Origin of the sequence: Salegentibacter sp. Hel_I_6 (genome assembly GCF_000745315.1) — a bacterium.
Lineage (GTDB): Bacteria > Bacteroidota > Bacteroidia > Flavobacteriales > Flavobacteriaceae > Salegentibacter.
This window is the reverse complement of record NZ_JQNQ01000001.1, coordinates 2,659,892-2,685,900: the sequence shown is the minus strand read 5'-3', so window position 1 is coordinate 2,685,900 and position 26,009 is coordinate 2,659,892. Positions and strand designations below refer to the sequence as shown.

General features: G+C 36.9%; 28 protein-coding genes. 11 read left to right on the top strand and 17 right to left on the bottom strand.

Going from position 1 to position 26,009, the window contains the following annotated elements:
- Window position 1 precedes the first annotated feature (1 nt).
- Entirely contained in the window at window positions 2-898 is an 897-nt protein-coding gene (rsmH, locus tag FG27_RS11860; RefSeq protein ID WP_037319346.1) for a 16S rRNA (cytosine(1402)-N(4))-methyltransferase RsmH, read from the bottom strand.
- Complete coding sequence (gene mraZ / locus FG27_RS11855; protein WP_037319344.1) at window positions 885-1,352, bottom strand: division/cell wall cluster transcriptional repressor MraZ; 468 nt, start codon at window positions 1,350-1,352, stop codon at window positions 885-887. The genes rsmH and mraZ overlap by 14 nt, the downstream gene beginning before the upstream one ends.
- A gap of 280 nt (window positions 1,353-1,632) precedes the next feature.
- On the opposite strand from mraZ, the gene FG27_RS11850 reads away from it, so the two are divergent.
- Window positions 1,633-2,400, top strand: coding sequence for an alpha/beta fold hydrolase (locus FG27_RS11850; protein WP_037319342.1), 768 nt, complete (start codon window positions 1,633-1,635; stop codon window positions 2,398-2,400).
- A 66-nt stretch (window positions 2,401-2,466) separates the two neighbouring features.
- A complete protein-coding gene (yihA, locus tag FG27_RS11845; protein WP_037319340.1) occupies window positions 2,467-3,084 on the top strand; it encodes a ribosome biogenesis GTP-binding protein YihA/YsxC in 618 nt (205 codons plus the stop codon).
- Here the strand turns inward: yihA and FG27_RS11840 are convergent.
- The 3 genes from FG27_RS11840 to gldB form a co-directional block, all read right to left on the bottom strand.
- Window positions 3,081-3,446 (bottom strand): hypothetical protein, encoded by a 366-nt coding sequence (locus FG27_RS11840; RefSeq protein WP_037319338.1) that lies wholly within the window; start codon window positions 3,444-3,446, stop codon window positions 3,081-3,083. The genes yihA and FG27_RS11840 overlap by 4 nt on opposite strands.
- 77 nt (window positions 3,447-3,523) lie before the next feature.
- Complete coding sequence (gldC, locus tag FG27_RS11835) at window positions 3,524-3,862, bottom strand: gliding motility protein GldC (RefSeq protein ID WP_037319336.1); 339 nt, start codon at window positions 3,860-3,862, stop codon at window positions 3,524-3,526.
- Window positions 3,862-4,821: a gliding motility lipoprotein GldB gene (gene gldB, locus FG27_RS11830; RefSeq protein ID WP_037322222.1), complete on the bottom strand. Its 960-nt coding sequence runs from the start codon at window positions 4,819-4,821 to the stop codon at window positions 3,862-3,864. The genes gldC and gldB overlap by 1 nt, the downstream gene beginning before the upstream one ends.
- 105 nt (window positions 4,822-4,926) lie before the next feature.
- Between gldB and nadE the strand changes: the two genes are divergently transcribed.
- Window positions 4,927-5,718 (top strand): NAD(+) synthase, encoded by a 792-nt coding sequence (gene nadE / locus FG27_RS11825; RefSeq protein WP_037319334.1) that lies wholly within the window; start codon window positions 4,927-4,929, stop codon window positions 5,716-5,718.
- Between the two features lie 113 nt (window positions 5,719-5,831).
- Window positions 5,832-6,470 carry a response regulator transcription factor gene (locus FG27_RS11820; RefSeq protein ID WP_037319331.1) on the top strand — a complete coding sequence of 213 codons (639 nt, stop codon included), beginning with the start codon at window positions 5,832-5,834 and terminating at the stop codon, window positions 6,468-6,470.
- Here the strand turns inward: FG27_RS11820 and dnaG are convergent.
- The 4 genes from dnaG to FG27_RS11800 all read right to left on the bottom strand — a co-directional run bounded on the left by dnaG (window position 6,463) and on the right by FG27_RS11800 (window position 11,050).
- Window positions 6,463-8,427, bottom strand: a complete 1,965-nt coding sequence (gene dnaG, locus FG27_RS11815) for a DNA primase (protein WP_037319328.1) — start codon at window positions 8,425-8,427, stop codon at window positions 6,463-6,465. The genes FG27_RS11820 and dnaG overlap by 8 nt on opposite strands.
- A gap of 199 nt (window positions 8,428-8,626) precedes the next feature.
- Complete coding sequence (locus FG27_RS11810; protein WP_037319325.1) at window positions 8,627-9,679, bottom strand: hypothetical protein; 1,053 nt, start codon at window positions 9,677-9,679, stop codon at window positions 8,627-8,629.
- A gap of 56 nt (window positions 9,680-9,735) precedes the next feature.
- Window positions 9,736-10,503 carry a hypothetical protein gene (locus tag FG27_RS11805; protein ID WP_037319323.1) on the bottom strand — a complete coding sequence of 256 codons (768 nt, stop codon included), beginning with the start codon at window positions 10,501-10,503 and terminating at the stop codon, window positions 9,736-9,738.
- Window positions 10,490-11,050 (bottom strand): RNA polymerase sigma factor, encoded by a 561-nt coding sequence (locus FG27_RS11800; RefSeq protein ID WP_037319321.1) that lies wholly within the window; start codon window positions 11,048-11,050, stop codon window positions 10,490-10,492. The genes FG27_RS11805 and FG27_RS11800 overlap by 14 nt, the downstream gene beginning before the upstream one ends.
- Before the next feature lie 134 nt (window positions 11,051-11,184).
- Here FG27_RS11800 and rluF point away from each other — a divergent pair, with 134 nt between their 5' ends.
- The 4 genes from rluF to FG27_RS11780 all read left to right on the top strand — a co-directional run bounded on the left by rluF (window position 11,185) and on the right by FG27_RS11780 (window position 13,979).
- Window positions 11,185-12,000, top strand: coding sequence for a 23S rRNA pseudouridine(2604) synthase RluF (gene rluF, locus FG27_RS11795; RefSeq protein ID WP_037319318.1), 816 nt, complete (start codon window positions 11,185-11,187; stop codon window positions 11,998-12,000).
- Between the two features lie 86 nt (window positions 12,001-12,086).
- Entirely contained in the window at window positions 12,087-12,509 is a 423-nt protein-coding gene (locus FG27_RS11790) for a VOC family protein (protein ID WP_037319314.1), read from the top strand.
- Between the two features lie 18 nt (window positions 12,510-12,527).
- Entirely contained in the window at window positions 12,528-13,547 is a 1,020-nt protein-coding gene (locus FG27_RS11785) for an AI-2E family transporter (protein ID WP_037319312.1), read from the top strand.
- A gap of 30 nt (window positions 13,548-13,577) precedes the next feature.
- The gene (locus FG27_RS11780) at window positions 13,578-13,979 is read left to right on the top strand and encodes a YkvA family protein (protein WP_369794117.1); all 402 of its coding nucleotides are present in this window, start codon (window positions 13,578-13,580) and stop codon (window positions 13,977-13,979) included.
- A 96-nt stretch (window positions 13,980-14,075) separates the two neighbouring features.
- Here FG27_RS11780 and FG27_RS11775 read toward each other — a convergent pair whose 3' ends face one another.
- The 4 genes from FG27_RS11775 to argS all read right to left on the bottom strand — a co-directional run bounded on the left by FG27_RS11775 (window position 14,076) and on the right by argS (window position 18,768).
- Complete coding sequence (locus FG27_RS11775; protein WP_037319310.1) at window positions 14,076-14,984, bottom strand: bifunctional 5,10-methylenetetrahydrofolate dehydrogenase/5,10-methenyltetrahydrofolate cyclohydrolase; 909 nt, start codon at window positions 14,982-14,984, stop codon at window positions 14,076-14,078.
- Window positions 14,985-15,010: 26 nt separating this feature from the next.
- Entirely contained in the window at window positions 15,011-15,385 is a 375-nt protein-coding gene (locus FG27_RS11770) for a four helix bundle protein (protein WP_037319308.1), read from the bottom strand.
- Window positions 15,386-15,418: 33 nt separating this feature from the next.
- Window positions 15,419-16,747, bottom strand: coding sequence for a signal recognition particle protein (gene ffh, locus FG27_RS11765; protein WP_037319305.1), 1,329 nt, complete (start codon window positions 16,745-16,747; stop codon window positions 15,419-15,421).
- A 242-nt stretch (window positions 16,748-16,989) separates the two neighbouring features.
- Complete coding sequence (argS, locus tag FG27_RS11760) at window positions 16,990-18,768, bottom strand: arginine--tRNA ligase (RefSeq protein ID WP_037319302.1); 1,779 nt, start codon at window positions 18,766-18,768, stop codon at window positions 16,990-16,992.
- Between the two features lie 179 nt (window positions 18,769-18,947).
- Here argS and FG27_RS11755 point away from each other — a divergent pair, with 179 nt between their 5' ends.
- Window positions 18,948-19,373 (top strand): hypothetical protein, encoded by a 426-nt coding sequence (locus FG27_RS11755; protein ID WP_037322217.1) that lies wholly within the window; start codon window positions 18,948-18,950, stop codon window positions 19,371-19,373.
- Between the two features lie 6 nt (window positions 19,374-19,379).
- On the opposite strand, the gene FG27_RS11750 is transcribed toward FG27_RS11755, so the two are convergent.
- Complete coding sequence (locus FG27_RS11750) at window positions 19,380-19,583, bottom strand: hypothetical protein (protein WP_037319299.1); 204 nt, start codon at window positions 19,581-19,583, stop codon at window positions 19,380-19,382.
- A gap of 69 nt (window positions 19,584-19,652) precedes the next feature.
- On the opposite strand from FG27_RS11750, the gene FG27_RS11745 reads away from it, so the two are divergent.
- Together FG27_RS11745 and FG27_RS11740 are read left to right on the top strand one after the other, a co-directional pair.
- Window positions 19,653-21,098: an SDR family oxidoreductase gene (locus FG27_RS11745; RefSeq protein WP_037319297.1), complete on the top strand. Its 1,446-nt coding sequence runs from the start codon at window positions 19,653-19,655 to the stop codon at window positions 21,096-21,098.
- Window positions 21,099-21,166: 68 nt separating this feature from the next.
- Window positions 21,167-22,657, top strand: a complete 1,491-nt coding sequence (locus tag FG27_RS11740) for a BCCT family transporter (protein WP_037319294.1) — start codon at window positions 21,167-21,169, stop codon at window positions 22,655-22,657.
- A gap of 121 nt (window positions 22,658-22,778) precedes the next feature.
- On the opposite strand, the gene ctlX is transcribed toward FG27_RS11740, so the two are convergent.
- From ctlX to FG27_RS11725, 3 genes are all read right to left on the bottom strand, one after another.
- Complete coding sequence (gene ctlX / locus FG27_RS11735) at window positions 22,779-23,705, bottom strand: citrulline utilization hydrolase CtlX (protein ID WP_037319292.1); 927 nt, start codon at window positions 23,703-23,705, stop codon at window positions 22,779-22,781.
- Between the two features lie 4 nt (window positions 23,706-23,709).
- Window positions 23,710-24,621, bottom strand: coding sequence for a dimethylarginine dimethylaminohydrolase family protein (locus FG27_RS11730; protein ID WP_037319290.1), 912 nt, complete (start codon window positions 24,619-24,621; stop codon window positions 23,710-23,712).
- Window positions 24,622-24,704: 83 nt separating this feature from the next.
- A complete protein-coding gene (locus FG27_RS11725) occupies window positions 24,705-25,985 on the bottom strand; it encodes a citrate synthase (protein WP_037319288.1) in 1,281 nt (426 codons plus the stop codon).
- Window positions 25,986-26,009 lie beyond the last annotated feature (24 nt).

The window sequence follows — 26,009 nt, the reverse complement described above, 5'->3', positions numbered from 1 at the left end:
CCTATAATTTCTTTGCCACTCTTAATTTGGCACTTCTCGCTCTATTATTCTCTTTAATTTCTTCTGAAGAAGGCACTATAAGTCCGCCTACTTTTTTGAAAGGAACTGAAATATTTCCGTAGAAATCTTTTTCAGGCTCACCCTGAAACAAACCGCTCCTTATATATCGTTTCACCAACCTATCTTCTAAAGAGTGATAAGAAATAAGACTAATTCTCCCATTTTTTACCACCATCTCTTCAGTTTGCTTTAAAAATTCCTTTAAAGCTTCAATTTCCTGGTTTACCTCTATTCTAATTGCCTGATAAATCTGCGCCAGAATTTTATTTTCCTTACCTTTAAAAAGATGTGGTTTCAGTAAATCATTTAATTGCTCACTGCTTTCTATAGACTTTTCTTTTCTTGCTTCAACAATCAAATTCGCGAGCTTCGGCGCGTTTTTCAAATCGGCATAGTCATAAAACAACATTTTAAGTTGCTCTTCTGTATATTCATTGATCACCTCAAAAGCACTCAAACTGCTTCCCTGGTTCATTCTCATATCAAGACGCGCATCAAAACGTGTAGAAAAACCTCTTTCTGCTTCATTAAACTGATGAGAGGAAACACCGAAATCACCTAAAATTCCATCTACTTTTTTAATACCGTAAAACCTTAAAAACCTTTTCAGGAATCTAAAGTTCTCGTGAATTAGCGTAAATCGAGGATCATCAATTTTATTTGCTAACGCATCTTCATCCTGATCAAAAGCAAAGAGCTTCCCTTTAGGCCCAAGCCTGTTTAGAATTTCTCTGGAATGGCCACCTCCACCAAACGTAACATCTACATACACGCCATCTTCCTTAATATTAAGGCCGTCTACTGAATCTTTTAATAAAACCGGATTATGATATTGCATCTAAATCATCGTTTCCCATTACTTCTTCAGCCAATTCAGCAAAATCATCTGAAGTCTCATCAATGGTGTTTTCGTATTTATCTTTATCCCAGATCTCTATAATATTCACTGCAGAAGAAAGCACGATTTCTTTACTAATTCCGGCAAACCCAACAAGATCCTTCGGAATTAAAAGTCTTCCATTAGAATCTACTTCTACCATCTTTACACCAGCCTGAAATTTTCTAATAAAATCGTTATTCTTCTTTTTAAAGCGGTTCAACCCATTAATTTTTTGCATTAAAACATTCCATTCCTGCATAGGATACAACTCCAAACAAGGTTGAAAAACCGAACGCTTAAGCACAAAACCATCTTGCAACATAGGCGCAAGCTGCTTTTTTAATGCCGAAGGGACCATTAGCCGGCCCTTGGCATCTGCTTTACATTCGTATGTCCCAATGAGGTTTACCACTTGAATACTTTATAGAGTCAAATATATTGAAAAAATTACCACATTTTACCACTTTATACCACTTTGTTGATAAGTTTCTCCACTGTATTTAGCTGAAAGACTATCAAATAGCGCTATTTGTTTAGGTTTCAGAGGCTTGGTTTTTATTGCACTTTTGTTGTTAAAAATTTTACAAAATAGCGGTGAAAAGCATTTCTTAAATGCCTTTGCTATTTCTTAAAAATGATTATACTTGTAATGAAATCGCTATATTTGCGATTGCTAACCGCAAAGCCAATCAATGAAAAATAATTTAAGGCAAGAGGGAAAGTTTACGTACCTGGAGCAAGGAGAAGGAACCCCGATAGTTATTTTACACGGACTTATGGGCGGTTTAAGTAATTTTGATGGGGTTACCGAATATTTTCCGAAGCATGGTTATAAAGTTGTAATTCCAGAATTGCCTCTATATTCCATGTCGCTGCTTAAAACCAGTGTACAGACTTTTGCTAAATATTTAAAAGAATTTGTAGACTACAAAGGTTACGACAAAGTAATCCTGCTAGGTAATTCGCTAGGTGGCCATATCGCTTTATTGGCCACTAAATTATACCCAGACATTGTTCAGGCGCTGGTAATTACCGGCAGCTCGGGTCTTTATGAAAATTCTATGGGTGAGAGTTATCCGCGTAGAGGTGATTACGACTTTATAAAGAAAAAAGCCCAGGATGTTTTTTATGATCCCGAAGTGGCTACTAAAGAAGTGGTAGATGAAGTTTACGAAACGGTTAGTGATAGGAATAAGTTGGTAAAAACACTTGCTATTGCAAAAAGCGCTATTAGGCATAACATGGCTAAGGATCTACCAAAAATGGAAACTCCTACTTGTATTATTTGGGGAAAAGATGATAATGTTACTCCACCCGAAGTAGCTGAAGATTTTCAACGTTTACTTCCCGATGCCGATCTTTACTGGGTAGACAAATGCGGCCATGCTGCAATGATGGAACATCCCATTATTTTTAATGAGCTGCTTCACGCCTGGTTACAGCAACGAAATTTTAAATAAAGTTTTAAAGCTTTAAAAGAACTTCATTTCTGGCTATTTCAAATACTATTTTTAAACATTTTTAAAATGAAAATCAAGTCGGCTGAATTTGTGGTAAGCAATACCAGGGTAGATCTTTGCCCCGATAGTAAATTGCCTGAATATGCTTTTATTGGTCGCAGTAATGTAGGGAAGTCTTCTTTAATAAATATGCTTACCGACAGAAAAACTTTGGCAAAAACCTCAGCTAAACCGGGAAAAACCCAGCTTATTAATCATTTTTTGATCAACAAGAACTGGCACCTGGTAGATCTACCGGGTTATGGCTATGCGAAAGTTTCAAAAACCACAAAAAGAACATTTCAGAAATTCATCACTAAATATTTTGAGCTGCGAGCGCAAATGATATGTGCTTTTGTGCTTATTGACAGCCGGCACGAACCACAACCTATAGATATGGAATTTATGCAGTGGCTGGGAGAAAACAATGTTCCTTTCTGTATTATTTTCACTAAGGCTGATAAACTGAAGCCCAAACCCCTGGAACGAAATATTAATTTTTACAGGGAAAAAATGCTGGAAAGTTGGGAAGAAATGCCTCAATATTTTATAAGCTCTGCGAACACAAAATTAGGACAGGATGAGATATTGGAATATATTGAAACAATTAATGAAGAATTAAATTCTTCAAATTTACGGGCTTAAACTTCAAACCTCTCTTTTATAAAAGCTATTAGATCTTCAGCAGTTTGAGTTCGGTCTAATTCTTCAGTGGTAATAAAAATCCCCATTTCCCCTTCATCTTCCCACAAGACTATGGGAAACGTGTATTTAAAACCGAATTTTGACGCATACTTTTTCTGAAACTCATCAATATGCAGAAACTCCATTTCAGTGTCTGAATTTCTCCTGAATTTTTTCCAGTCGGTATTTTCAGAAAAGATGCCATAAGTCACTTTACAAAGACTACAAGCGTAAGAATTTGGCTTAATTAATTTATGCAGCGCATCCAGAACCGCATGTTGAGTTCCGGAATACGCGTTATATACAAAAATTAGTTTCTCCAATCGATAATCAAGTTTTATACTCTGTTCCTAAATTAAAATATCATTAATTTATGCTTTGTAAACTTGCCCTAAGGTAATTACTTTTGAGTGATCTCTAATTTTTCAGCAAAATAATCGCAAAAATCCTTCATTGTCGCGGTCATTTTTTCGTCTTGCGTGGCACGGTTAAAAGTATCGCTCATAGAAACCAGGGTTTGATGAAAGAATTTCTTCATCTCATCTACCGGCATATCTTTTGTCCAAAGATCTATTCTTAAAGTTTCCTGGGTTTTACTATCCCAAACCGAAAGCATCAAAGCCTTGGCATCTTCTTTATAAACATTACCGTCTTCGGCACTCCAGGTTATTCCTTCTGGGACCTTATTTTCATCGGTAACTACTTCTATATTTATTTCTGATTTTTTAAATTCTGACATTACTTTCTTGGTTTAAAATTCGCTTTATTAAATATTGTTTCGGCATCTGTTGCTATCATTTCCTCCAAAGATGCATTGGTTTTTTCCATATAACTACGCACAATTTGCCAGCCTATATACTGGCCCAGTCTTGCGGGAGATTCAGCATCAAGTTCCAGGTAGAATTTGGAAAAGGGTGCAGGGTATAGAAACCGGGAGTAAAGTTCGGTATCGGTATCAAACAATAGTTCATTTTCTACAAAGTAGCGCCATATTTGCGCTTCGTTTTTTTGCGCCCAGATGCGTTCTTCTTCGGTATAACCTATTTTTTCAGCATCAGTGATTTCAGGAGTAAACTTATCTTTTAAAACCAATAACTTCCCATAATAAAGCATATGCGCCAGGAAAGTTCTTGAATTTGGTCGCGGGACATATTTTTCTGCATAGGCATTTGCAACATCAGGAATTATTTGTTCCTCCTTAAAATTCTTTTTTAAATATTCCTGAATTCCGATATAGAAATGATGCTCTTCTCCCAAGTAGGTATCAAGAGAGATAAAAAGATATTCATCCTGAAGGATAACTTTATTTTTATAATCAACTTCTGATGTTACCGTAAATACTTTTGGTACTTCGAATTGCGGAAAATAATATTTTATATGCTGAAAAAGGCTATGAAGTTCTGCTTCCTTGTTTTCAAATGAAGGGAAAGCCTTACCTACTTCAACATTTATTTCCTGTTGAATGGTATCATTAAGCTTTTGAATCCATACCCTATCTGAAAATTGCTGCGGAAACAAAAAAGGATATTCCTGTTTTAAATCCATTAGCTTTTCTGGATTTGCTTCGGCAAATTCCCTATCAAAGCGAACCACTTCAAAATCTACCGGCACTTCTGCGATCTCTTTCTCAATTTTAGCATCTTCGTTACACGATATAAAAACAATTGTGCAAAGCAGTAAAATTATCTTTTTATACATAGGCATTCTTTATGAAGGCTTTAACGCCCTGCCCTTTTAATAATTATGTTTAAATAGTAGATTTGTGTACAAAGGTATTATTTACAAACTTAATCACCCAAAATTATGCAAACTGAAAAAGTGGTAGATCACATAGTTAACTGGCTAAAAGAATACGCTACAAATGCGGGAATGAATGGGTTTGTCCTGGGAATTAGTGGCGGAATTGACTCTGCAGTAACCTCAGCACTTTGTGCAAAAACCGGTTTACGTACCCTATGTCTTGAAATGCCAATTCACCAGCATACAGATCAGGTGACCAGGGCGCAAAAACATATTGGTTGGCTGAAGCAACATTATGCCAACGTGAGTAACCTGGAAGTGAATTTAACTCCTGTTTTTGATAATTTTACAAATGCAGTTCCAAAAGTTGAAAATTCAGAAACATTAGAGCTAAGTTTAGCCAATACCAGGGCTAGATTAAGAATGTCTACGTTATACTATTTTGCGGGATTACACAGCTATCTTGTAGCAGGTACCGGAAACAAAGTAGAAGATTTTGGCGTAGGTTTTTATACTAAATATGGTGATGGTGGTGTAGATCTTAGCCCAATTGCCGATCTTATGAAAACTGAAGTTTATGAAATCGGGAAGTTTTTAGGAATTGATCCCGACATAGTAAATGCAGAACCCACTGACGGACTTTATGGCGATACACGTACCGATGAAGATCAAATTGGGGCATCTTATCCCGAATTAGAATGGGCGATGAAAGAAGCTGAAAACGGAAAATCGGCTGAAGATTTTGAGGGACGCCAAAAAGAAGTTTTTAAAATCTACAAGAGTCGTCACCGAGCTAACTCACACAAAATGAAACCTATACCTGTATGCGATATTCCCGTTAGTCTTAAAAATTAATACTTTTATCGAATAAACTACTCAAAAAAAGGATTGATAGAGAAATTCTGCTAAATTTAGTAGTATAAATGCGCTTGACCTACCCCGGCGTATTTTTCAACCAACCTAATGTTATGAGTACAGTATTAATTGCAGATCATCACCCTGTGGTGCATGAGGGTATTCGATGTATTCTCAAAAACAACCCGGCGCTTGAGGTAGTGGGAAGCGTACATAGTGGAATGGAACTTTACGGGTTCTTAAGCGATCGCCAGCCAGATGTTTTAATCATTGAAATAGACCTTCCTGAGATAAACGGAATCAACGCGCTTCGTACCATTAAAAAAGATTATTCTAAAGTAAAAATGCTTGTTTGCACGAGCCATCCTGAAGAAGTTTATGCTTTAAGTGCCATAAAATCTGGAGCTTCAGGCTATGTTTCAAAAATGGCAAAACCAGAAGAACTTGAAAAAGCAATTTACCAGGTAGCCAGAGGAGGGATTTATCTAAACAAAAAAATCACCGATAAGCTAAACGAGGGTATGTCCCCCGGAAGAAATCTAATCGCTAAATTCAAGAAATTATCTACCAGGGAGTCTGAAGTTTTAAACCTCATCTCTACAGGAAAACGTAATAAAGATATTGCTGAAGCCTTGCATATAAATGAAAAAACGGTAAGCACTTATAAAACCAGGTTGCTAAAAAAATTACAGGTAGATAATGTAGCCGATTTAATTACGCGTTCTCGCTTATTACAAATAAGTACTACATAACACGATTCAATTTTTCTGAAAGCACTTTTTTCAAGCTTAAATAGTCTTTCACATCTTCCAATATATGCTGAGTTTGCTGCGCTTCTACAGGAGTTTTTACTTGCTCAGAAAGCTCATTAATTTTCTGATTAATTAAAAACCTGCGTAAAGAAAGAATGGTTTCACTAACGTGTCGCGAAATAGTCTCAGTTTTTGCTTTCACGAAAATATTCTGCCTGTCCCATTCATGCAATTTATATTGCTCCTCTTCCATTAAAATTGAAGTGATCTCAGAAGCCTGTTCTGGATCTATATCATTAATAAAATTCTTGACTTCAAATTTTTCTTCACTATTTAGCCGAGCCATTAATTCAGTATAAATATCTCGGAATTTAGGATTGGTAAAAGCAATTTCATCTTCCTGAAGATCTAGAAATATTTTCTCAAAAACTCTTGTTCGTTGTATTTCTTTTTCCAAACCAAGCTCCCCGTCTTCTTTTTCTTTAAGCACCAGGTCTTCAAAATCTTCCTCTACAGTACCATACTGAAGCAGCAGACTAATAATTTTTTTCTCAAGCTCGTATTGCTCGTCTACTTTAGCTGCCTTTGGTTGCGGTTCTTCTTTAACTACATCAAAAGATTTTTTTTTCTGCTGTTGTTGAGGAGAAGTTCTTCCACTTTTCGCATTTAGCTGTGCGAGGCTGGAAAATAGTACATTTTCAGAAATATCCATAATCCTGGAACATTCCTGCAAGTAAACTTCCTGCTGTATTGTATCTGGAATCTTCGAAATACTGTTCACAATATCCCGAATTAATTCTGCCTTTTTAACCGGATCTTTCTTCGCTTCCTCCATTAGTAAAGAAGCTTTATAACTAATAAAATCCTGTGCATTCTCCTGCAAATATTCAGCTAAAGCTTCATCTGAATTATTCTTAGCAAAACTATCGGGATCTTCTCCCTCAGGAAAAGTACACACGCGAACATTCATTCCTTGTTCCAGGATCAAATCTATTCCGCGAAGCGAAGCTCTTATTCCAGCGGCATCACCGTCAAAAAGTACAGTAATATTTTTAGTTAAGCGATTGATCAACCTAATCTGTTCCGGCGTTAATGCCGTTCCTGAAGAAGAAACCACATTTTCAATCCCACTTTGATGAAACTGAATCACATCGGTATAACCCTCAACCAAAAAACAATTATCTTCTTTGGCAATGGCTTGTTTCGCAAAATTTATCCCGTATAAAACCTTACTCTTATGGTAAATGTCACTTTCGGGTGAATTCAGGTATTTTGCCGCCTTTTTTTCGTTGGTAAGAATTCTGCCTCCAAATCCTAATACCCTGCCAGACATAGAATGAATAGGAAACATGACTCTTCCTTTAAAGCGATCAAACTGCTTTTCGCCTTTTACAATGGTAAGTCCGGTTTTCTCCAGGTATTCCAATTTGTAAGCTTCAGCGAGCGCTTCTTTTGTAAAATCGTCCCATTCATCTAAAGAATAACCCAGTTCAAATTTCTTGATGGTTTCTAAAGTGAAACCGCGCTCCTTGAAATAACTTAAACCAATAGCTTTTCCAAAATCGGTTTTATGCAGGTTTTTCTGAAAATGTTTATTGGCAAATTCTGAAACCAAATACATACTTTCCCGTTCGTCGGCTTGCTGTTTTTGTTCGTCGCTTTGCTGGGTTTCTTCAATCTCAATCCCATATTTTTTAGCGAGATATTTAATGGCTTCAGGGTATGTGAAATGTTCGTGCTCCATAAGGAAGGCAACGACGTTTCCTCCTTTTCCACTAGAGAAATCCTTCCAGATTTGTTTTACGGGAGAAACCATAAAACTTGGCGTTCTTTCATCACTAAAGGGACTTAAACCTTTAAAATTAGATCCTGATTTTTTAAGCTGAACAAAATCACCAATTACCTCCTCTACCCGGGCGGTTTCAAACACATTGTCTATAGTGGATTTTGAGATCAAATTGACGTTATTTAAGCGGTTAGACCCCACAGTTTTGAAAAACCTGTGGGGTCTGTTTTACGGAAAACAAAATTACTAAATAAAAAGTGGCTAATTCTAATATGTTAGTAAGTAAGACTAGATTTGATTCCGCACTTCAACGGGAGAATTAAACCAAGCATATATTATGCGCCAAAGGCTATAAAATACCGTGTTTCATTTAATCAACGTCAAACCTAAGTCCTAAAGAAAAGTTGTGTAATTCCCTGTTTGGGTCTTGAAATATTGGGTTTAGATCGTATTTTCCATAGAGTGTGGCACCGCCCCAACCCAGATAAGCACTAACCCCATAAACCAAATCGTTGGTGTTGTAATCATTCTTTAATTTCTCCTTTACCTTATCGCCATCATCCTTATATTTTAGTTTTTGACGTTCTCCTATGTTAAATCCGGCATAACCTCCAAAACCAATTTTCAGCATTTTATAAGTAGAAAAATGTAAACGATTTTCGGTTTCGGTTTTGTTTGATGGTCCAATTTCAAAATGCACAGGAACTACCAGGTTATCCATTCTAAATTTAGATTTATCAAGATCTAGTGCGAATTCCTGTAGGTAAGTTTCATTTCCATCTTCTACAAAAATACGGTTATCGGTAGGTTTTAGTCCATTAAACTGAAAGGAAACCCCATAGCGCAAACGCAACCAGTTTGTTTCTTTAAAAACTCGTGTTTTCCAGGCCCAACCAATTTCGAAGAAGCGGCTTCCCGCCAATTTAAAATCTGAATCATTTAAGGATTGCCCCTCTTCCAGCGCATTATTGAAACCGGCGGCAATTACTAAATCGCTGGTAGTACGTTTATCGTATCTATCCTTTTTATTTATATTGATATCCAAAGCTTTTCCCTTACCGCCAATAGCTATATAATTCCCTGAAGTATCTGCATTCCTGTCTCTGAGTTCCATTTCATTTTCCAGGATTGCTATTTTATTCTCAATATTTTTTGCGTGTTTTTCAGCTAATTCCTTCTTTTGCTTTTCGCCTTCTTCTTTGGTTATTTCCCCTCTTTCCAGTTCGCCATTGATGCGTTCTATCTGGTATTTGAGTTTTTCTTTTTCTTTGGAAACAATTTCTGCTTTTTGCTTTTCAAAAAATTCTCTGGCTTTTTCTTCTGAAGATATTTCTGTTTCTACAGAAGCTACTTCCTGCGCCAAAACCTCCTGCTGCGCAAAACTGAATACTAATAGTGTGACGTAAAAAGTAAGTGTTTTCATGATAATTGATTTTAAAAATTGATGAATGACCCTGTTTGTGGGATTTTTGATGATTATTAATAATTACGGTTAGCAACCGCTGTTTTAGCTTTTAGGTACCCCTCCTTTAAAACTTCAAAAACTTTGGCTTTAAAAGATTGATAAATCTCATCTTCTACTTCGGCTAGCAGTGCATTTGCACTTATTTCGGTATTTGAATTGTAAAATTGTGACCTGTCTCTATCCCTACTAATTTCTGAAGCCGCCTGGGCTAGCAATGCGTTTACTTCATCCTCAGAAATTTCATCATCATTAGCGGTAGAAGCAATAATTTCTTCAAGTTTAGATTGAATTAATTTTTCTTCTAAAATTGGAGGATCCAGGCTAATTGTTTCCAGCACAACGGCTTCTTCAATTCTAACTTCTTCTAAAACCGGTGCTTCTGAAGTTTTTTCTGCTAGTACTGCAGGTTTAGACTTACTGGCAACTTTATTTTTTATCTTTTTTTCAGCTGAAATTTCTTTCTCTTTTTCAATTTCTTCAGCAGCTATTAGTGTCTTATCTTCTGGTGTAAAATCTTGTTTTACTTCCGGTTTTTTTATGATCTCGTTAACCGGTTCTTCAACAACCTGCGGGCTTTCGGAAAAATCATTATTCCACATAAAAGTTCCTGCAATTATTAGTACTGCCACTGCAGCGGCAATATATTTCCAGGGTTTTTGAGAAATTTTGTGTTCTTCCGCATCTAATTTAGCCTCCAACTTTTCCCAACTTTGGGCAGAAGGCTTAATTTCCCTTTTCCCTAATATTCCCCTTGTATTTTCTTCGAATTTATTTAATTCCATAATCCGATGTATTTTGTGTTTTTAACTGCTCCTGCAACATTTTTCTCGCTTTAGATAATTGCGATTTTGAAGTCCCTTCGGTAATCTTCAGCATTTTCGCAATCTCGGCGTGTTTATATCCTTCTACTGCATACATAACAAAAACCATCCTATAGCCTTCCGGCAAATTGTCTATGAGGTTTTGAATATGCGCTACATTTAGCTCTGTATTCATTTCCGCAGAAAAACCAGGGTCTGCAATTTCTTCTTCACTAAAAACAATCTTCTTTTGTGATCTTAAAAAAGAAATTGATTCCCTTACCATAATTTTTCTTATCCAGCCTTCAAAACTTCCTTTAGATTCAAAATCTTTAAGGTGCGTAAACACTTTTAGAAATCCGTTAAGCATTACTTCTTCAGCGTGGTGCATATCTTTTATATACTGCCTACAAACGCTAAGCATTTTTCCTGAATGCAGCTCATATAGTTCGCGTTGCGCCGCTCGATCGTTTTTGGCGGCACGCTTTATAAGCTTAGATTCGTTTTTAAAAAGTTGAATTACTTTCACCCGGTTTCTTAATTAAAAAGACCTTCTATTTACATAGACGCAGGAAAGTTACAAAAGGTTGCCTGTACCTTGATTATTTTTTAAAAAATTAGTTTCGCAGCGAATTCTTGTATCTTTGCAGCACAATCTTTTTTATGTCTGAACAGAAGCTTACCCGAATAAATAAATACTTAAGTGAAATAGGTTACTGCTCCCGCCGTGCCGCCGATAAACTCATAGATCAGGGCAGGGTAACCATTAATGGAAGTGTCCCCGAAATGGGAACTAAAATTGCTCCCGGTGATGTGGTAAAAGTTGATGGGAAAGCAGTTTCTGAAGAAGAAAAAAAAGAACCCAATGTTTACCTGGCTTTCAACAAACCGGTAGGCATAGTTTGCACTACAGATACCCGCGTTGAAAAGGATAATATAATTGATTATATAAATTATCCGAAACGAATTTTCCCTATTGGCCGGCTCGATAAACCCAGTGAAGGGCTTATTTTTCTTACCAACGATGGGGACATTGTAAATAAGATCTTACGCGCCCGGAATAATCACGAGAAAGAATATATTGTTTCGGTAAATAAACCAATTACCTCAGATTTTATTCGCAGAATGGGAAACGGCGTTCCTATTTTAGGAACTACTACTAAAAAGTGCGAAGTAGAGAAATTAGGGAAAAATGACTTCAGAATTGTGCTTACCCAGGGACTAAACCGACAAATTCGTAGAATGTGTGAATTCCTAGGTTATGAAGTTAGTGCACTTAAACGTATTAGGATTATGAATGTAAGCCTGGATATCCCCGTGGGGCAATGGCGTGATCTTACTCAAGAAGAATTAGATACCATAAATAAGATGGTTGATGAATCGAGCAAAACCGAAGAAGCTTCCCGTCTTAAAGCTACCGCTTTAAAACCTAAACCAAAGCCACGCTCTGGACAAAGACCTCGCAAAGACAAATCTTAACACATTATTAGCGGTATTCCTTGCAGGCATGTTGAGATTACTTGTTAATTTTAATAGCGTCTAATATTTTAAATGAGTTAAGATTTATGAAGGTACAACCGTTTCATTTAGCTATCCCGGTATCAGATTTACAAAAAGCAAGAAAATTCTATAGAGAGATCCTCGGTTGCGGTGAAGGCCGTAGCAGCGATCAGTGGGTAGATTTTAATTTTTTTGGTCATCAGTTGGTGATTCATTATAAACCCGCTGAGGAAACAGAAAAAGCGCATAGTAATCCGGTAGATGGTAAAGATGTGCCAGTACCACATTTTGGCGTAGTACTGGAATGGGATGTATTTCAGGAATTTGCCAATTTATTAAGGTCCAAGAATATTGATTTTGAAATCGAACCTTACATTCGTTTTGAAGGACAGGTTGGTGAACAAGCCACCATGTTTTTTAAAGACCCCTGTGGAAATGCCCTTGAATTCAAAGCCTTTAAAAATAAAGAACAACTATTTGCAAAATAACCAACCAATCTTAAAAATATGGATAGATTAAAACCGGCATTGGTACGCCAAATTTTCGTACTAATGCTTATCCTGTTTCTAACGGTTTTAATTTTTAAAGAAATTGTACCTTATCTCTCTGGAGTTTTAGGTGCAATTACCCTGTACGTTCTTTTACGTAATTGGATGAAGAAATTAGTGGACAGGGGCTGGAGACCACCGGTAGCAGCCACCGTACTTATGGCAGGTTCTTTTGTAGGAATATTGGTGCCAATTAGCCTGATTGTGATCATGCTTTCCTCTAAAATAAGTAAGGCAGTAGCCAACTCTGAGCGAGTGATAAAAGCTGTGAAAGAACAATTAGCGGAAGCTGAAACGTACATTGGTTATAGCTTAAGTGATTCTATTGACACCTCATCAGTTACTAATTGGATGTCTGGAAATCTGCAAAGTTTGGCAGGAGGAACTTTTAATGCATTTATCGCTATCGGTATTATGTATTTTATGCTTTACTATATGCTCATAAAGCGGGATTCAATGAAAAATTCCCTTATTTCTTACATCCCCCTGGGCAATGATAATTTAAAAATAATAGGAAAGGAAAGCGATCAACTCGTAAAATCTAACGCCCTGGGAATACCACTTGTAGCAATTTTTCAGGGAGTTGTTGCTTTGATTGGATATTTAATTTTTGGAGTTCCAGATCCTTTCTTCTGGTTTGTGATTACCGCTATAGGATCTATGATTCCTTTTATTGGTACTGCGATAGGGATTATTCCGGTAGTAATACTTTTAATTGCGCAGGGCGATAATTGGCAGGCTATTGCAATGTTGATTTATGGCTTTGTAGTAGTTGGATCTACAGATAATTTGATTCGACTTTATATATTAGATCGACTTGCAGCCGTGCATCCCCTTATTACGTTATTTGGTGTAATTGTGGGAGTACAGCTTTTTGGATTTATAGGATTAATTTTCGGGCCATTACTTATTTCTCTGTTTTTATTAATTCTGAAGATCTACAAAAAAGAATACGGTAATGCCCATGACCGACTTTAAAAAATAACTCTAATCAAAAAATAAAGAATTATGAATATGTTTAGCAAAAAGAAAGAAGAATTTGATGAAAAATATCTAAAAAAAGGAGCTACTCAGATTAAAGATGGTGATGTTGATATTGCCGTAGAAAATCAAAAAGAAATTGATGACAAAATTAATAATTCAGGTGCCTTAAGAAAATATACCGAACTGGGAAAAGTGATGTTCGGGATGCTAAAAGATTACCGAAAAGGTGTTTATAAAGATATCCCGTGGTTTTCTATAGCCGCGATTGCGTTTGTACTTCTATATGTTTTAAACCCTTTAGATATAGTTCCAGATTTTCTTCCGGGGATTGGTTATATAGATGATTTCGCACTACTAACAATAACCATAAGGTTTATTGAAACCGATCTTCATAAATATTTAGATTGGAAGTTGGAGGAAGAATAATTCCATCACTTGAATTAAAACCATAAAAAAATCCTATCAGTCCCTAAAATAACATTTAGATTGATAGGATTTTTTTTATAACTAAACTTCTAAAAGCTATTTATTAGCCTTACTTCTTTCCTTTGCTCTTTTTTTGTGGCGCTCTGTAGCCAACAATGTATTTTTAAGCAACATAGAAACCGTCATTGGTCCTACTCCACCTGGCACAGGTGTTATATATGAAGCACGTTTGCTTACATTATCAAAGTCCACATCACCTTTAATTACGTAGCCTTTTTCCGCTTCATCATTTGGCACCCTGGTAATTCCAACGTCAATAATTACGGCGTCATCCTTGATCATTTCAGCTTTTAGAAAATCTGGAATTCCTACCGCAATAATTATAATATCAGCCTGCGAGGTGATTTGGGTAATATTTTTAGTGAATTCGTGAGTTAAGGTTACAGTTGAGTTTCCGGGGAAACCACTTCTTCCCATCAAGATACTCATTGGTCTTCCAACTATATAACTTCTACCAATTACTACCGTATGTTTTCCTTTAGTCGGAATATCATAACGCTCCAATAATTCTAAAATTCCAAACGGAGTCGCCGGAATAAAAGACGTCATATCCAAAGCCATTTTTCCAAAGTTGGTAGGGTGAAAACCGTCTACATCTTTATCGGGGTCTACAGCGTTTAGTACTTTTTGAGTATCAATTTGCGGAGGCAAAGGAAGCTGAACAATAAATCCGTCTATATCGTCATTCTGATTTAGTTCTTCAATCTTATCAAGAAGTTCCAATTCACTTACCGTATTTGGTAATCTATAAAGAGAAGATTCAAAACCAACGCGTTTGCAGGATTTTACTTTTGCATTTACATAGGTTAAGCTGGCACCGTCGTTCCCAACGATAATTGCAGCTAAATGAGGCACTTTTTCACCTCTCTTTTTAATCTTTTCAACCTCAGCAGCAATCTCGTCTTTAATATCGTTGCTGGTTTTTTTTCCGTCTAAAATAGTCATCTCAGTTAGCAGTAATTAGTTGGCAGTTAGCAGTCAGTTTTGACTCCAAATTTACCGGGATTATTTTTCATGTAATTTATAAGTTTCCAAACCCCCTCGCTTTGGGATTGCAAAACTATCTTATGCTTTTCTGGTAAGTAATTACAAGCTTGAGCAAAGTCAAGCCATAATTGTGTTTCAGCATTCTCAGAGTCAGCATCTGTGAGTTTATTTGTAAAATATTTAGGATATTCTCTTTTTCGATAAGCTTCAGCTATTGCAGAACATACACTCTTTGAGGACCGTATGATTTGATTGCTCAAAGCAAATCTTTCTTCCGTAGGAAAAGTTTTGGAAAACTTAAAAACTTCCATTGCTAGATCAAAAGCTTTTTGATAAGCGTATAAGGTTTTGAAACTCATTTTACTGCTAACTGCATACTTAAATACTGCAAACTATTTCATTCCCTTCATCATCTGCATCATCTTCTGGCCACCGCCACCTTGCATCATCTTCATCATTTTACCCATCTGGTTGAATTGCTTCAACAATTGGTTAACTTCCTGTACCGATGTTCCCGAACCTTTACTAATTCGTTTCTTACGGCTTGAATTTATAACTTTTGGGTTGCTTCTTTCTTCAGGTGTCATCGAGTGGATTATCGCTTCAATTCCTTTAAAGGCATCATCATCAATATCCACATCTTTCAGCATTTTTCCGGCTCCCGGAATCATTCCCATAAGGTCTTTCATAGACCCCATTTTCTTAATTTGCTGTAATTGCTTCAGGAAATCATCAAACCCAAACTGGTTCTTAGCAATTTTCTTCTGAAGTTTTCTTGCTTCTTCTTCATCATATTGTTCCTGGGCACGTTCTACAAGAGACACCACATCTCCCATCCCAAGAATCCTATCGGCCATACGGTCTGGATAGAACACATCTAGTGCATCCATTTTCTCCCCGGTACCAATAAATTTAATAGGTTTATTAACTACCGATTTAATGGAAATCGCCGCACCACCACGAGTATCACCATCTAATTTTGTAAGGATTACACCGTCAAAATTCAACCGTTCATTAAAAGTTTTTGCTGTATTCACCGCATCCTGACCTGTCATAGAATCTACCACGAATAAAGTCTCGTGCGGTTGGATTGCTTCGTGGATATTCGATATCTCGGTCATCATCGCCTCATCTACAGCTAAACGACCGGCGGTATCTATAATCACCACATTATGGCCATTTTGCTTGGCGTATGCAATTGCAGCTTTAGAAATAGCCACCGGATCCTGGTTACCTTCATCTGAAAACACCTCAACACCAACCTGCTCACCAACTACGTGCAACTGGTTGATTGCCGCAGGACGATACACATCACAAGCAACCAAAAGTGGTTTCTTAGTCTTTTTAGTTTTTAGGAAATTAGCAAGTTTTCCGGAAAAAGTTGTTTTACCACTACCCTGTAATCCAGACATAAGAATAACAGAAGGATCTCCTGAAAGGTTAATCCCTTCGGCCTCGCCACCCATTAACTGGGTAAGTTCATCCTTCACCAATTTCACCATCATCTGGCCTGGTTTCAGGGCGGTTAAAACGTCCTGTCCCAAGGCCTTTTCCTTTACAACATTGGTAAAGTCTTTGGCTATTTTATAGTTCACATCGGCATCCACCAAAGCACGTCTCACTTCTTTTAAAGTTTCGGCAACGTTTACCTCGGTAATCTGGCCGTGGCCTTTTAAAACGTGTAAGGCATTATCTAACTTATCACTTAAACTATCAAACATAATCTTCCTATGGTTTAATTTCCCATAAAGGGTATAATTCTGTCGAGGCTAGCCCCGATATTTTGAAAACTTTTTTCAATTTAAACCTTCAAGATTTATCCCGAGGTTTTATTCTCGTTTTTCAACGAATTGCAAATTTAATGATTTGAGCCTGAAGTGAAAACTTTTATTTCAGTTCTCAGTTCTCAGTTCTCTGTTTCTAATTTTAGGTACCCTACCAATCTTTTATTTCTCTCGGGGGCTTACATTCTTTCCGGAACCTGGATTCCTAACAGGCCAAATGAAGATTTTATAACATTCCCTACGCTATTTGCTAACTGTACTCTTAATATTTTCTCGGAAAGATCTTCAGTGCCCAAAATTGTGACATTTTGATAAAACGAATTGAATTCTTTTACCAACTCGTAAGTATAATTTGCGATTAGCGCCGGACTATGGTTCTCGGCCGCCATCTGGATTGTTTCCGGATATAACTGAAGCTGTTTGATTAATGAACGCTCTTTTTCATGGAACTGATAATCCTCTATGGATTTCTTAAAATCGAAATCGGCTTTTCTAATTATGGACTGAATCCTGGCGTAAGTGTATTGAATAAACGGCCCGGTATTTCCCTGAAAATCTACCGATTCTTCGGGATTGAATAGGATTCGTTTTTTAGGATCTACTTTTAAAATATAATATTTCAAAGCTCCCAACCCAATCATTCGGTAGAGCTCTTCTTTTTCAACTTCGGTATAACCGTCTAACTTTCCTAATTCTTCAGAAATATTTCTGGCGGTTTCGGTCATTTCAGATATAAGATCATCGGCATCAACAACGGTACCTTCCCGGCTTTTCATTTTTCCGCTGGGCAGGTCTACCATTCCGTAGCTTAAGTGATACAGGTAATCCGCCCAGTCAAATCCGAGTTTTTTCAGAATCAAAAACAAAACTTTAAAATGGTAATCCTGCTCGTTACCTACGGTGTAAACCATCCCGTTAATATCGAAATCCCTTACCCTTTGAATGGCGGTTCCAATATCCTGGGTCATATAAACCGCAGTACCATCACTTCGTAAAACGATTTTTTCGTCCAGACCTTCGTCAGTAAGGTCTATCCAAACACTACCATCTTCTTTTTTATAAAAAACACCTTTTTCAAGCCCCTGATTTACTACATCTTTTCCCAATAAATAAGTTTGGCTTTCGTAATAATTCTTATCGAAATCCACTCCTAGAGCATCATAGGTTTTTTCAAAGCCATTATAGACCCATTGGTTCATTTTTTCCCAAAGGGCAACCACCTCTGGATCTCCGGCTTCCCATTTTAGCAACATTTGCTTGGCATCAACCAAAATTGGCGCTTCTGCCTTGGCTGCATCTTCAGAAATACCTTTGGTTTCCATTAACTCGGAGATCTCCTTTTTGTATTCCTGGTCAAACTTTACGTAGTAATTCCCAACCAGTTTATCACCTTTTAATCCGGTAGATTCCGGGGTTTCACCGTTTCCGAAACGTTCCCAAGCCAGCATAGATTTACAAATATGAATCCCGCGATCGTTTATGATCTGGGTTTTGTAGGATTTATTCCCTGCGGCACTTAAAATTTCAGCTACAGAAAAGCCTAATAGTATATTCCTGATATGCCCTAGGTGCAGGGGTTTATTTGTGTTTGGTGATGAATATTCTACCATAATCCCCTGCGCATCTTCCGCCGCGGGAAGAACACCATAATCCTCTCTGCTTTTCATCTGATTGAAAAAATCAAGGAAATAGGTATCGCTTAAAACAATGTTCAAAAATCCTTTAACCACGTTAAAACCGGAAACTTCAGCAACATTTTCTGACAAATAATTTCCAATTTCTCCTCCCAGTTTAACGGGATTGGTTTTTAGTGCTTTCAACATTGGAAAAGTCACCAAAGTAATATCGCCTTCAAAATCCTTACGCGTAGGTTGAAATTCAAGGTTTTCAATTTCAATTTCATAGATTTTCTTAACAGCATCTTTAACGTGTGCAGCCAGGGAATTTTGAATATTCATTTCTTACTTCTGTTTATGGTTTTAAGCCCTGCAAAGATAACAGAAAATAGGCTTTTGCCTATAATTTACTCGATAATCGAGATTAAATGCACCGAGACCTATCTCGAATTGTAAATTATTTTTCTGAATACTTCATGAGTATGTCCCGAAGTAATTTACTTATCTTTAAACAAAAAGCTATGTTATTAAATATCTCCTATAACAGACCAAAAATTAAACAGAAAATTGAGAAGGAAGTGGGCAAACCTTTTACGCTACTGCACCGAATGAAATTGAATGGCACCGGCTCTCCCAAATTGCATATTACTGACACCAGCATAGACATCCATAATTTGCTTGTTCTAGATAACAATGCCAATACCTGTAATGCTGAAATGCGTCCCAGAGGGATAATTGTAATGTTCCGCTCTTTATTAGAAACTTACGCTCTGGTTATCCCCTATTACAAATTGCATCTTTACAAAGGCAAGGCCGAAGAATATTCAATTTATAAAGACCATTCCAAAATTAAGGTAAAGGCCGATACGCCTGCTATTCATAAATATTTTAAAAAGATTTTGGATTATAAATCTGACAACGCATTAACCAAAGTAGAGGATCTTTAAATCAGCTTAGCGTTTTCCAAAAGCAAGCCCACCTATCAGGGCTAAAACACCAAAACCTATCATTGCATAAGACTGGGTATTATCTCCATGAGCTTCAACTTGCAAAGGCCCCGCATCTATAGAGAACTCCGGGGTGATTAGCCTGTACAATCCGTAGGTAATCATTCCTACCCCAATTACTAAAAGAACAATTTTAAGGACGTTATTCATTTTATAAAGTTTTACTAATCTGGCTGAAAAGTACTAATTTAAATGGTATTTTAAGCTTAAAATCTTTCTATGAGAATTCTTCTTACTGGCGCCAATGGTTATATAGGAATGCGACTACTCCCCGAACTTATTGAACAAGGCCACGAGGTGGTTTGCGCGGTGCGAAACAAAAATCGATTTACCTCTAACGAAGAGTTACTCAGTAAAATTGAAATCGTAGAACTTGATTTCTTAGAGGATGAAAAAACACCTGAGAAAATTAAGAATATTGATGTAGCCTATTACCTCATCCATTCCATGAGTGGTTCTACAAAAGATTTTGATAGCCAGGAAGCACAGGCCGCAAAGAATTTCAATAAAATAATGGCCGGAACTTCGGTAAACCAGGTTATTTATTTAAGCGGAATAATCAATACAGAGGAACTTTCTAAACATCTTAAATCTCGAAAAAAAGTAGAAGAAATCTTATACAGCGGAAGTTTTAAACTTACCGTGCTAAGGGCTGCTATTATTGTAGGTTCTGGCAGCTCATCCTTTGAGATTATTAGAGATCTCTGTGAGAAACTCCCGGTAATGATCACACCAAAATGGGTGGAAACCAAATGCCAGCCCATTTCTATTCGTGACATTATTAAATTTTTAACCGGAGTAATTGGAAAGGAGCAATGTTATAATGAATCTTTTGATGTAGGTGGTCCAGATGTGCTCACTTATAAAGAAATGATGTTGAAATATGCTGAAATTCGAAAACTAAAATTATGGATTTTGAGCGTGCCGGTAATGTCTCCAAAACTTTCTTCATACTGGCTTTATTTTGTAACCTCAACTTCATATAAACTTGCGCAAAACCTTGTAGACAGTATGAGTGTTGAAGTGATTACCAATGACACCCGATTACAGGAAATTTTAAATATTGTACCCATATCTTATACCGAAGCCATAGAACTCGCTTTTTACAAAATTGAACAAAATCAGGTAATTTCAAGTTGGAAAGATTCATTAAGCAGCGGTCGTTTTGGCAAAGAATTAAATAAATATATACAGGTTCCAAAATATGGTTGTCTTCTCGACAAGCAATCGGCTAAGGTAGAGAACCCCGAGGAAGTGTTGGAACGCATTTGGGCGATTGGCGGATTAAATGGATGGTATTACGGAAACTGGTTATGGAAATTTCGTGGGTATATAGATAAGTTTTTTGGAGGTGTTGGATTGCGACGCGGAAGAACACATCCCAACAAAATAGCTTCTGGTGATTCTTTAGATTTTTGGCGTGTACTTTTAGCCGATAAAGAGGAAAGAAGATTACTACTATTTGCCGAAATGAAAGTTCCCGGCGAGGCCTGGTTAGAATTTTGTATAGACAAGGAAAACGTGCTGCACCAAACCGCTACTTTTAGACCAAAAGGTATTTGGGGAAGATTATACTGGTATGCTATGTACCCTTTTCACTATTTTATTTTTGAAGGAATGCTGAATAAAATTATTAAAGGTGAGTCCAAAAAACAAGTTGCCTGATTCTTTTTGATAGGTCTAAATTTAAAAGCCCATTTAGCTTGGTAATATAAACTGAAATGCAGTAAACTTTGAAGCAACTTACACGCGCTTTTTTGAGAAATCCTTTACTCTATATCGCTTCAGGGAGCTTGTTTTTACTTGCACTTTTCATCTTTATCTTTACTGGTTTATTTTATGAAATAATTGAAATTGGTTCCATTTGGGTGCGTGAATTTTTTGGTGGATTTTATTTATGGCTCGGCTTATTATGCGTGTTTTTTCTCATTTTTATCGCTTTCTCAAGATTCGGAAAAATAAAGCTGGGAAATTCTCCACCAGAATTCGACCGACTTTCATGGATTGCTATGCTTTACAGTGCGGGAATGGGAGCCGGTATTTTATTAAGGGCCGTGCAGGAACCGGTTTTTATGTTTTTAAATCCGCCAATTGAAACCGGCTCTTCTCCTGATGTAATCTCATTAGAATATACATTTTATCAATGGGGTTTTACCGCCTGGGCGTTCTACGGGATCTTCGCATTACTTATCGCCTACTCCCTATTTGTGAGAAAATCTGATATCCTTTTAGGAACCAGTTTACCTCAACTTAAAAAAATAAAATACCTACCACAAGGAGTAAATTTACTTACTATTCTCACTACAGTTTTTGGTTTGGTTGCAGCAATTGGATTGGGCACCACACAAATTGAAGGAGGAATTAGTCATCTTACTTCAAAGCCACCCGGAACTCTTTGGATCACCCTCTTTTTAGTTTTATTAATTTGCTCCCTGGCATTCATCTCGGCTTTCGCCGGAATAAAAAAAGGCATTAAACGTATTTCTAACTGGAACATCTATATAACCTTTTTCCTGATGCTCTTCGTGTTTCTACAAGTGGATATTCTGAATGTCTTCAGCCATTTTTTTGAATCTTTTTACCGCTATATTATAGATTTTGTTCCGCTTAGTTTAGCACTTGGGAAATACAATCCCGGAAAAGAATTTCTAACAGACTGGACATATTATTACTGGGCTTTTTGGTTAGCCTGGGCTCCATTCACAGGAATTTTTATCGCCAGGATTTCTAAAGGTAGAAGTATTCGAGAAATGATTTTGGGAGTTTTACTAATCCCCTCACTGGGGAGTTTCTTTTGGTTCAGCGTTTTTGGTTCTGCTTCTTTCGATCTTATTGGAGGTATGGAAAGCTATAACGGCGAATTTGATAATGTTTTCACCTCTATGTTTCGATTTTTTGAAGCTTTCCCTTTTTCAAATTTCACTAATATCGTTACCATACTTCTTTTGATTAGTTTTTTGGTGACTTCGGTTGATTCAGCAATATATGTACTGAGTATGTTTAGCGATAAAGGAAAAGAACATCCCAGAAGAAAATTCAGGCTTATCTGGGCGGCGGTAATCCTCATTTTTTCCGAAGCAATAATAATTCTTGGCAACATAAAACCCGATAGTGATGTGCTTACTGCAATGCAAAAGTTTTTGATAATAAGCTCCTTACCTTTTGCGGTTTTTACAGCAGGAATTATGATCTTGTTTTTAAGGGAGTTATTTAATAAGCATTAGGTTTTTAGCTTCGTCAAGCTGAACTTGATTCAGCTTCTAACATGTTTATATTTTAACATCTTAGATCTCCGAATAAATTTCGGAGCAGGCTCTGAAACAAATTTAGGATGACGATTTAAAACTAAGCTTTTGGTAAAAAAACTTCAGCCATCATGCAGCGGGCGCTTCCACCTCCACAGGTTTCTATTACATCAAGGTCACTGCTTAAAATCTCACAATGATTTTCGATTTTTGATATTTGATCTTTTGTCAAACTTTTATGAGCACGGGCACTCATCACCAAATATTTCTTATCGAATGCTCCCTGAACCTGCAGCATATTTCCGGCAAATTCGTGCATTTGAGATTCGGTAATTGCAATTATTTCCTTGCCATCATCTTTTAAATGTTTCAGCACATTTTTGCGTTCCTTGGCTTCATCAATAGTATCTAAACAGATAACAGCGAATTTTTCAGCCAAACACATCATCACATTGGTGTGGTAAATAGCTTTTCTTTTTCCTCCAACACTTTGATTAGCATTGAAAATAACAGGAGTGAATTCAAAATCTTCGCAAAATTCGATTAAAAGATCTTCTTCAGCGCGGGGAGATAAAGCACAATAAGCTTTTTGATTTTGCCTATCTAACAAAATACTACCGGTTCCTTCCAGAAATAAGTCGTGCTCTTCAGCCGAAGTATAATCTACAACTTGAGTAATCTTAAAACCGCTTTCTTCTAATTTCGCGAAATATTCCATTCGGCGTTCTTTTCTCCTGTTTTCAGCAAACATTGGATATAAGGCTATATGTCCATTTTCGTGAAAAGAAACCCAATTGTTAGGAAAAATAGAATCTGGCGTATCATCCTCTTTCTTATCATCAACTACAATCACATTCACTCCAACTTTTCTAAGCTTTGAAGCAAATTCATCAAATTCTGCCTGGGCACGTTCATTTACATTATTTGCGGTAAGATCTTTTTGAAAATAGTTATTCACCGCGGTTTGCTCATTCATTCTAAACGCCACCGGGCGTACCATCAAAATTGTATCTGTAATCTGTCTCATAATTCTATTCTCTAATTAACGGTAAAGTTGAACAACGCAAAAGCCCTTCCTGCTTAGAAATTTCAGCATAAGGCACTTCTTCCACAGTAATGCCCTGTTCCCTTAACCAGGCATTTAATCTTGTAAAATTCTTTTCTGAAATCACCACATCTTCAGCAATAGAGAAAATATTGGAATTCATATAATACATCTCATCACGAGTGATTTCAAAAACATTCTCTTTCCCGAAGAGGTTCACCAACCAGTTATATTCTTCTTCTTCCAAAAAGCCATTTCTATGAATAATTGCTTTGCCTTTTCCAACAGGCTGAAAACAACAATCTAAATGCAAAGCATTATCGCGAGGCTCGGTATTCGATTTTCTTAAATTGAAAGAAACCACTTTTTTATTCGGAAACAATTCCTGAAGTGCTTCTACCGCCTGCACGTTAGTACGCGCCGTGATATAATCTTTATAATCTGCACCGCGATACGTCCCAACTAAAATATAGTCCCCAAAAGGCATTACATCTCCACCCTCTATATGCGCGTCTTCTGGTAACTGCAATACTTTTGAAGGATCTATATGCCTTATTACATGACTAATAGCTTCAATTTCCTGTTCGCGATCTGGTAAAATATTTGATTTTATAAATTTATCTTCTATTACAAATGCAATATCCCGGGTAAAAATCTGGTTATAATCTTTTATAACTTTTGGTCTAAAAACCTGTACATTATACTTTTCCAGCACTTTAGCCACGGCATCCATTTCAGCGATCATATCTTCTTCTTTAGGATATGCGCCCATTTTGATGAATTCGGCTGATTTTGGATCGTATGCTTCTTCTAAAGAAGGTACCGGTCCATTGCTTTCTGCTGTACCTAAAACCACCGCCTTAAGACGGGAAGTTTCATTATTCACATTTAATTTCACAAGTCAAATTTTCACCAAATATAGAAAAAGCTTCATACGATGATGAAGCTTTTTTCTGATTTATTAATATGTAAAAGATATTCTTATCTTTTTTCAACTTCTTTGAATTCACGTAGGTTTTCACCGGTATAAATTTGACGTGGTCGACCAATTGGTTCTTTCATCAATCTCATTTCTCTCCACTGAGCAATCCACCCAGGAAGTCTACCAAGAGCGAACATTACAGTAAACATTTCTACCGGAATTCCTAGGGCGCGATAAATAATTCCTGAATAGAAATCTACGTTTGGATATAGTTTTCTATCTACAAAGTACTGATCTTCTAAAGCTTCTTTTTCAAGACCTTTTGCGATATCCAAAACTGGATCATCTACACCTAGTTGCGCTAGAACTTCATCTGCAGATTTTTTGATAATCTTAGCTCGCGGATCAAAGTTTTTATAAACGCGGTGACCAAAGCCCATTAGACGGAAAGGATCTTCCTTGTCTTTAGCTTTTGCCATAAATTTTTTGGTATCACCACCATCTTCTTTAATTCTTTCCAACATTTCTATCACCGCTTGGTTAGCACCACCATGAAGTGGTCCCCAAAGTGCAGAAATTCCTGCAGAAATTGAGGCAAAAAGCCCAGCGTGCGAAGAACCTACCATTCTCACCGTAGAAGTAGAACAGTTTTGCTCGTGATCTGCGTGAAGGATTAATAATTTATCTAAAGCTTCAATAACTTCTTTATCTACCTTATAACTTTTACCCGGTTTTTCAAACATCATTTTATGGAGGTTCTCTACATAACCAAGAGAATCATCCCCATAATTAAGCGGAAGGCTATTTTTCTTTCTAAGTGTCCAGGCTGCAAGAACCGGGAACTTACCAAGAATTTTAACAATAGCCTTGTACATATCTTCTTCAGATTCTACATTTACTGAAGATGGATTAAAGGCAATAAGTGCACTGGTTAAAGAAGAAAGTACGCCCATTGGGTGAGCAGACTTTGGAAAACCATCAAGGATCTTCTTCATCTCTTCATCTACCGTAGACTCTTCCTTGATATCTGCATAAAATTTGTCTAACTGAGTTTTTGTTGGTAATTCCCCAAAAATAAGCAGGTATGCTACTTCAAGAAAATCTGCCTTTTCGGCAAGGGCTTCAATAGAATATCCTCGGTAACGAAGCACTCCTTCTTCCCCATTAAGAAAAGTAATAGCGCTCTCACAACTACCTGTATTTTTATACCCACGATCCAGGGTAATAACCCCTGCCTCTGCACGTAATTTTTTAATATCTATTCCTAATTCATTTTCGGTTCCTTCTACAACGGGAAATTCGTATTTTTTCCCATTTATTTCAATCGTCGCTTTTGACATATCTTAATTTTATATACTTGATTC

Excerpts from the sequence above, each read along its gene's own strand:
- rsmH (WP_037319346.1), bottom strand. The coding sequence starts at position 898 with ATGCAATATCATAATCCGGTTTTATTAAAAGATTCAGTAGACGGCCTT.
- FG27_RS11850 (WP_037319342.1), top strand. The coding sequence starts at position 1,633 with ATGAAAAATAATTTAAGGCAAGAGGGAAAGTTTACGTACCTGGAGCAA.
- yihA (WP_037319340.1), top strand. The coding sequence starts at position 2,467 with ATGAAAATCAAGTCGGCTGAATTTGTGGTAAGCAATACCAGGGTAGAT.
- gldC (WP_037319336.1), bottom strand. The coding sequence starts at position 3,862 with ATGTCAGAATTTAAAAAATCAGAAATAAATATAGAAGTAGTTACCGAT.
- gldB (WP_037322222.1), bottom strand. The coding sequence starts at position 4,821 with ATGTATAAAAAGATAATTTTACTGCTTTGCACAATTGTTTTTATATCG.
- nadE (WP_037319334.1), top strand. The coding sequence starts at position 4,927 with ATGCAAACTGAAAAAGTGGTAGATCACATAGTTAACTGGCTAAAAGAA.
- FG27_RS11820 (WP_037319331.1), top strand. The coding sequence starts at position 5,832 with ATGAGTACAGTATTAATTGCAGATCATCACCCTGTGGTGCATGAGGGT.
- FG27_RS11810 (WP_037319325.1), bottom strand. The coding sequence starts at position 9,679 with ATGAAAACACTTACTTTTTACGTCACACTATTAGTATTCAGTTTTGCG.
- FG27_RS11805 (WP_037319323.1), bottom strand. The coding sequence starts at position 10,503 with ATGGAATTAAATAAATTCGAAGAAAATACAAGGGGAATATTAGGGAAA.
- rluF (WP_037319318.1), top strand. The coding sequence starts at position 11,185 with ATGTCTGAACAGAAGCTTACCCGAATAAATAAATACTTAAGTGAAATA.
- FG27_RS11790 (WP_037319314.1), top strand. The coding sequence starts at position 12,087 with ATGAAGGTACAACCGTTTCATTTAGCTATCCCGGTATCAGATTTACAA.
- FG27_RS11785 (WP_037319312.1), top strand. The coding sequence starts at position 12,528 with ATGGATAGATTAAAACCGGCATTGGTACGCCAAATTTTCGTACTAATG.
- FG27_RS11780 (WP_369794117.1), top strand. The coding sequence starts at position 13,578 with ATGAATATGTTTAGCAAAAAGAAAGAAGAATTTGATGAAAAATATCTA.
- FG27_RS11775 (WP_037319310.1), bottom strand. The coding sequence starts at position 14,984 with ATGACTATTTTAGACGGAAAAAAAACCAGCAACGATATTAAAGACGAG.
- FG27_RS11770 (WP_037319308.1), bottom strand. The coding sequence starts at position 15,385 with ATGAGTTTCAAAACCTTATACGCTTATCAAAAAGCTTTTGATCTAGCA.
- ffh (WP_037319305.1), bottom strand. The coding sequence starts at position 16,747 with ATGTTTGATAGTTTAAGTGATAAGTTAGATAATGCCTTACACGTTTTA.
- argS (WP_037319302.1), bottom strand. The coding sequence starts at position 18,768 with ATGAATATTCAAAATTCCCTGGCTGCACACGTTAAAGATGCTGTTAAG.
- FG27_RS11755 (WP_037322217.1), top strand. The coding sequence starts at position 18,948 with ATGTTATTAAATATCTCCTATAACAGACCAAAAATTAAACAGAAAATT.
- FG27_RS11750 (WP_037319299.1), bottom strand. The coding sequence starts at position 19,583 with ATGAATAACGTCCTTAAAATTGTTCTTTTAGTAATTGGGGTAGGAATG.
- FG27_RS11745 (WP_037319297.1), top strand. The coding sequence starts at position 19,653 with ATGAGAATTCTTCTTACTGGCGCCAATGGTTATATAGGAATGCGACTA.
- ctlX (WP_037319292.1), bottom strand. The coding sequence starts at position 23,705 with ATGAGACAGATTACAGATACAATTTTGATGGTACGCCCGGTGGCGTTT.
- FG27_RS11725 (WP_037319288.1), bottom strand. The coding sequence starts at position 25,985 with ATGTCAAAAGCGACGATTGAAATAAATGGGAAAAAATACGAATTTCCC.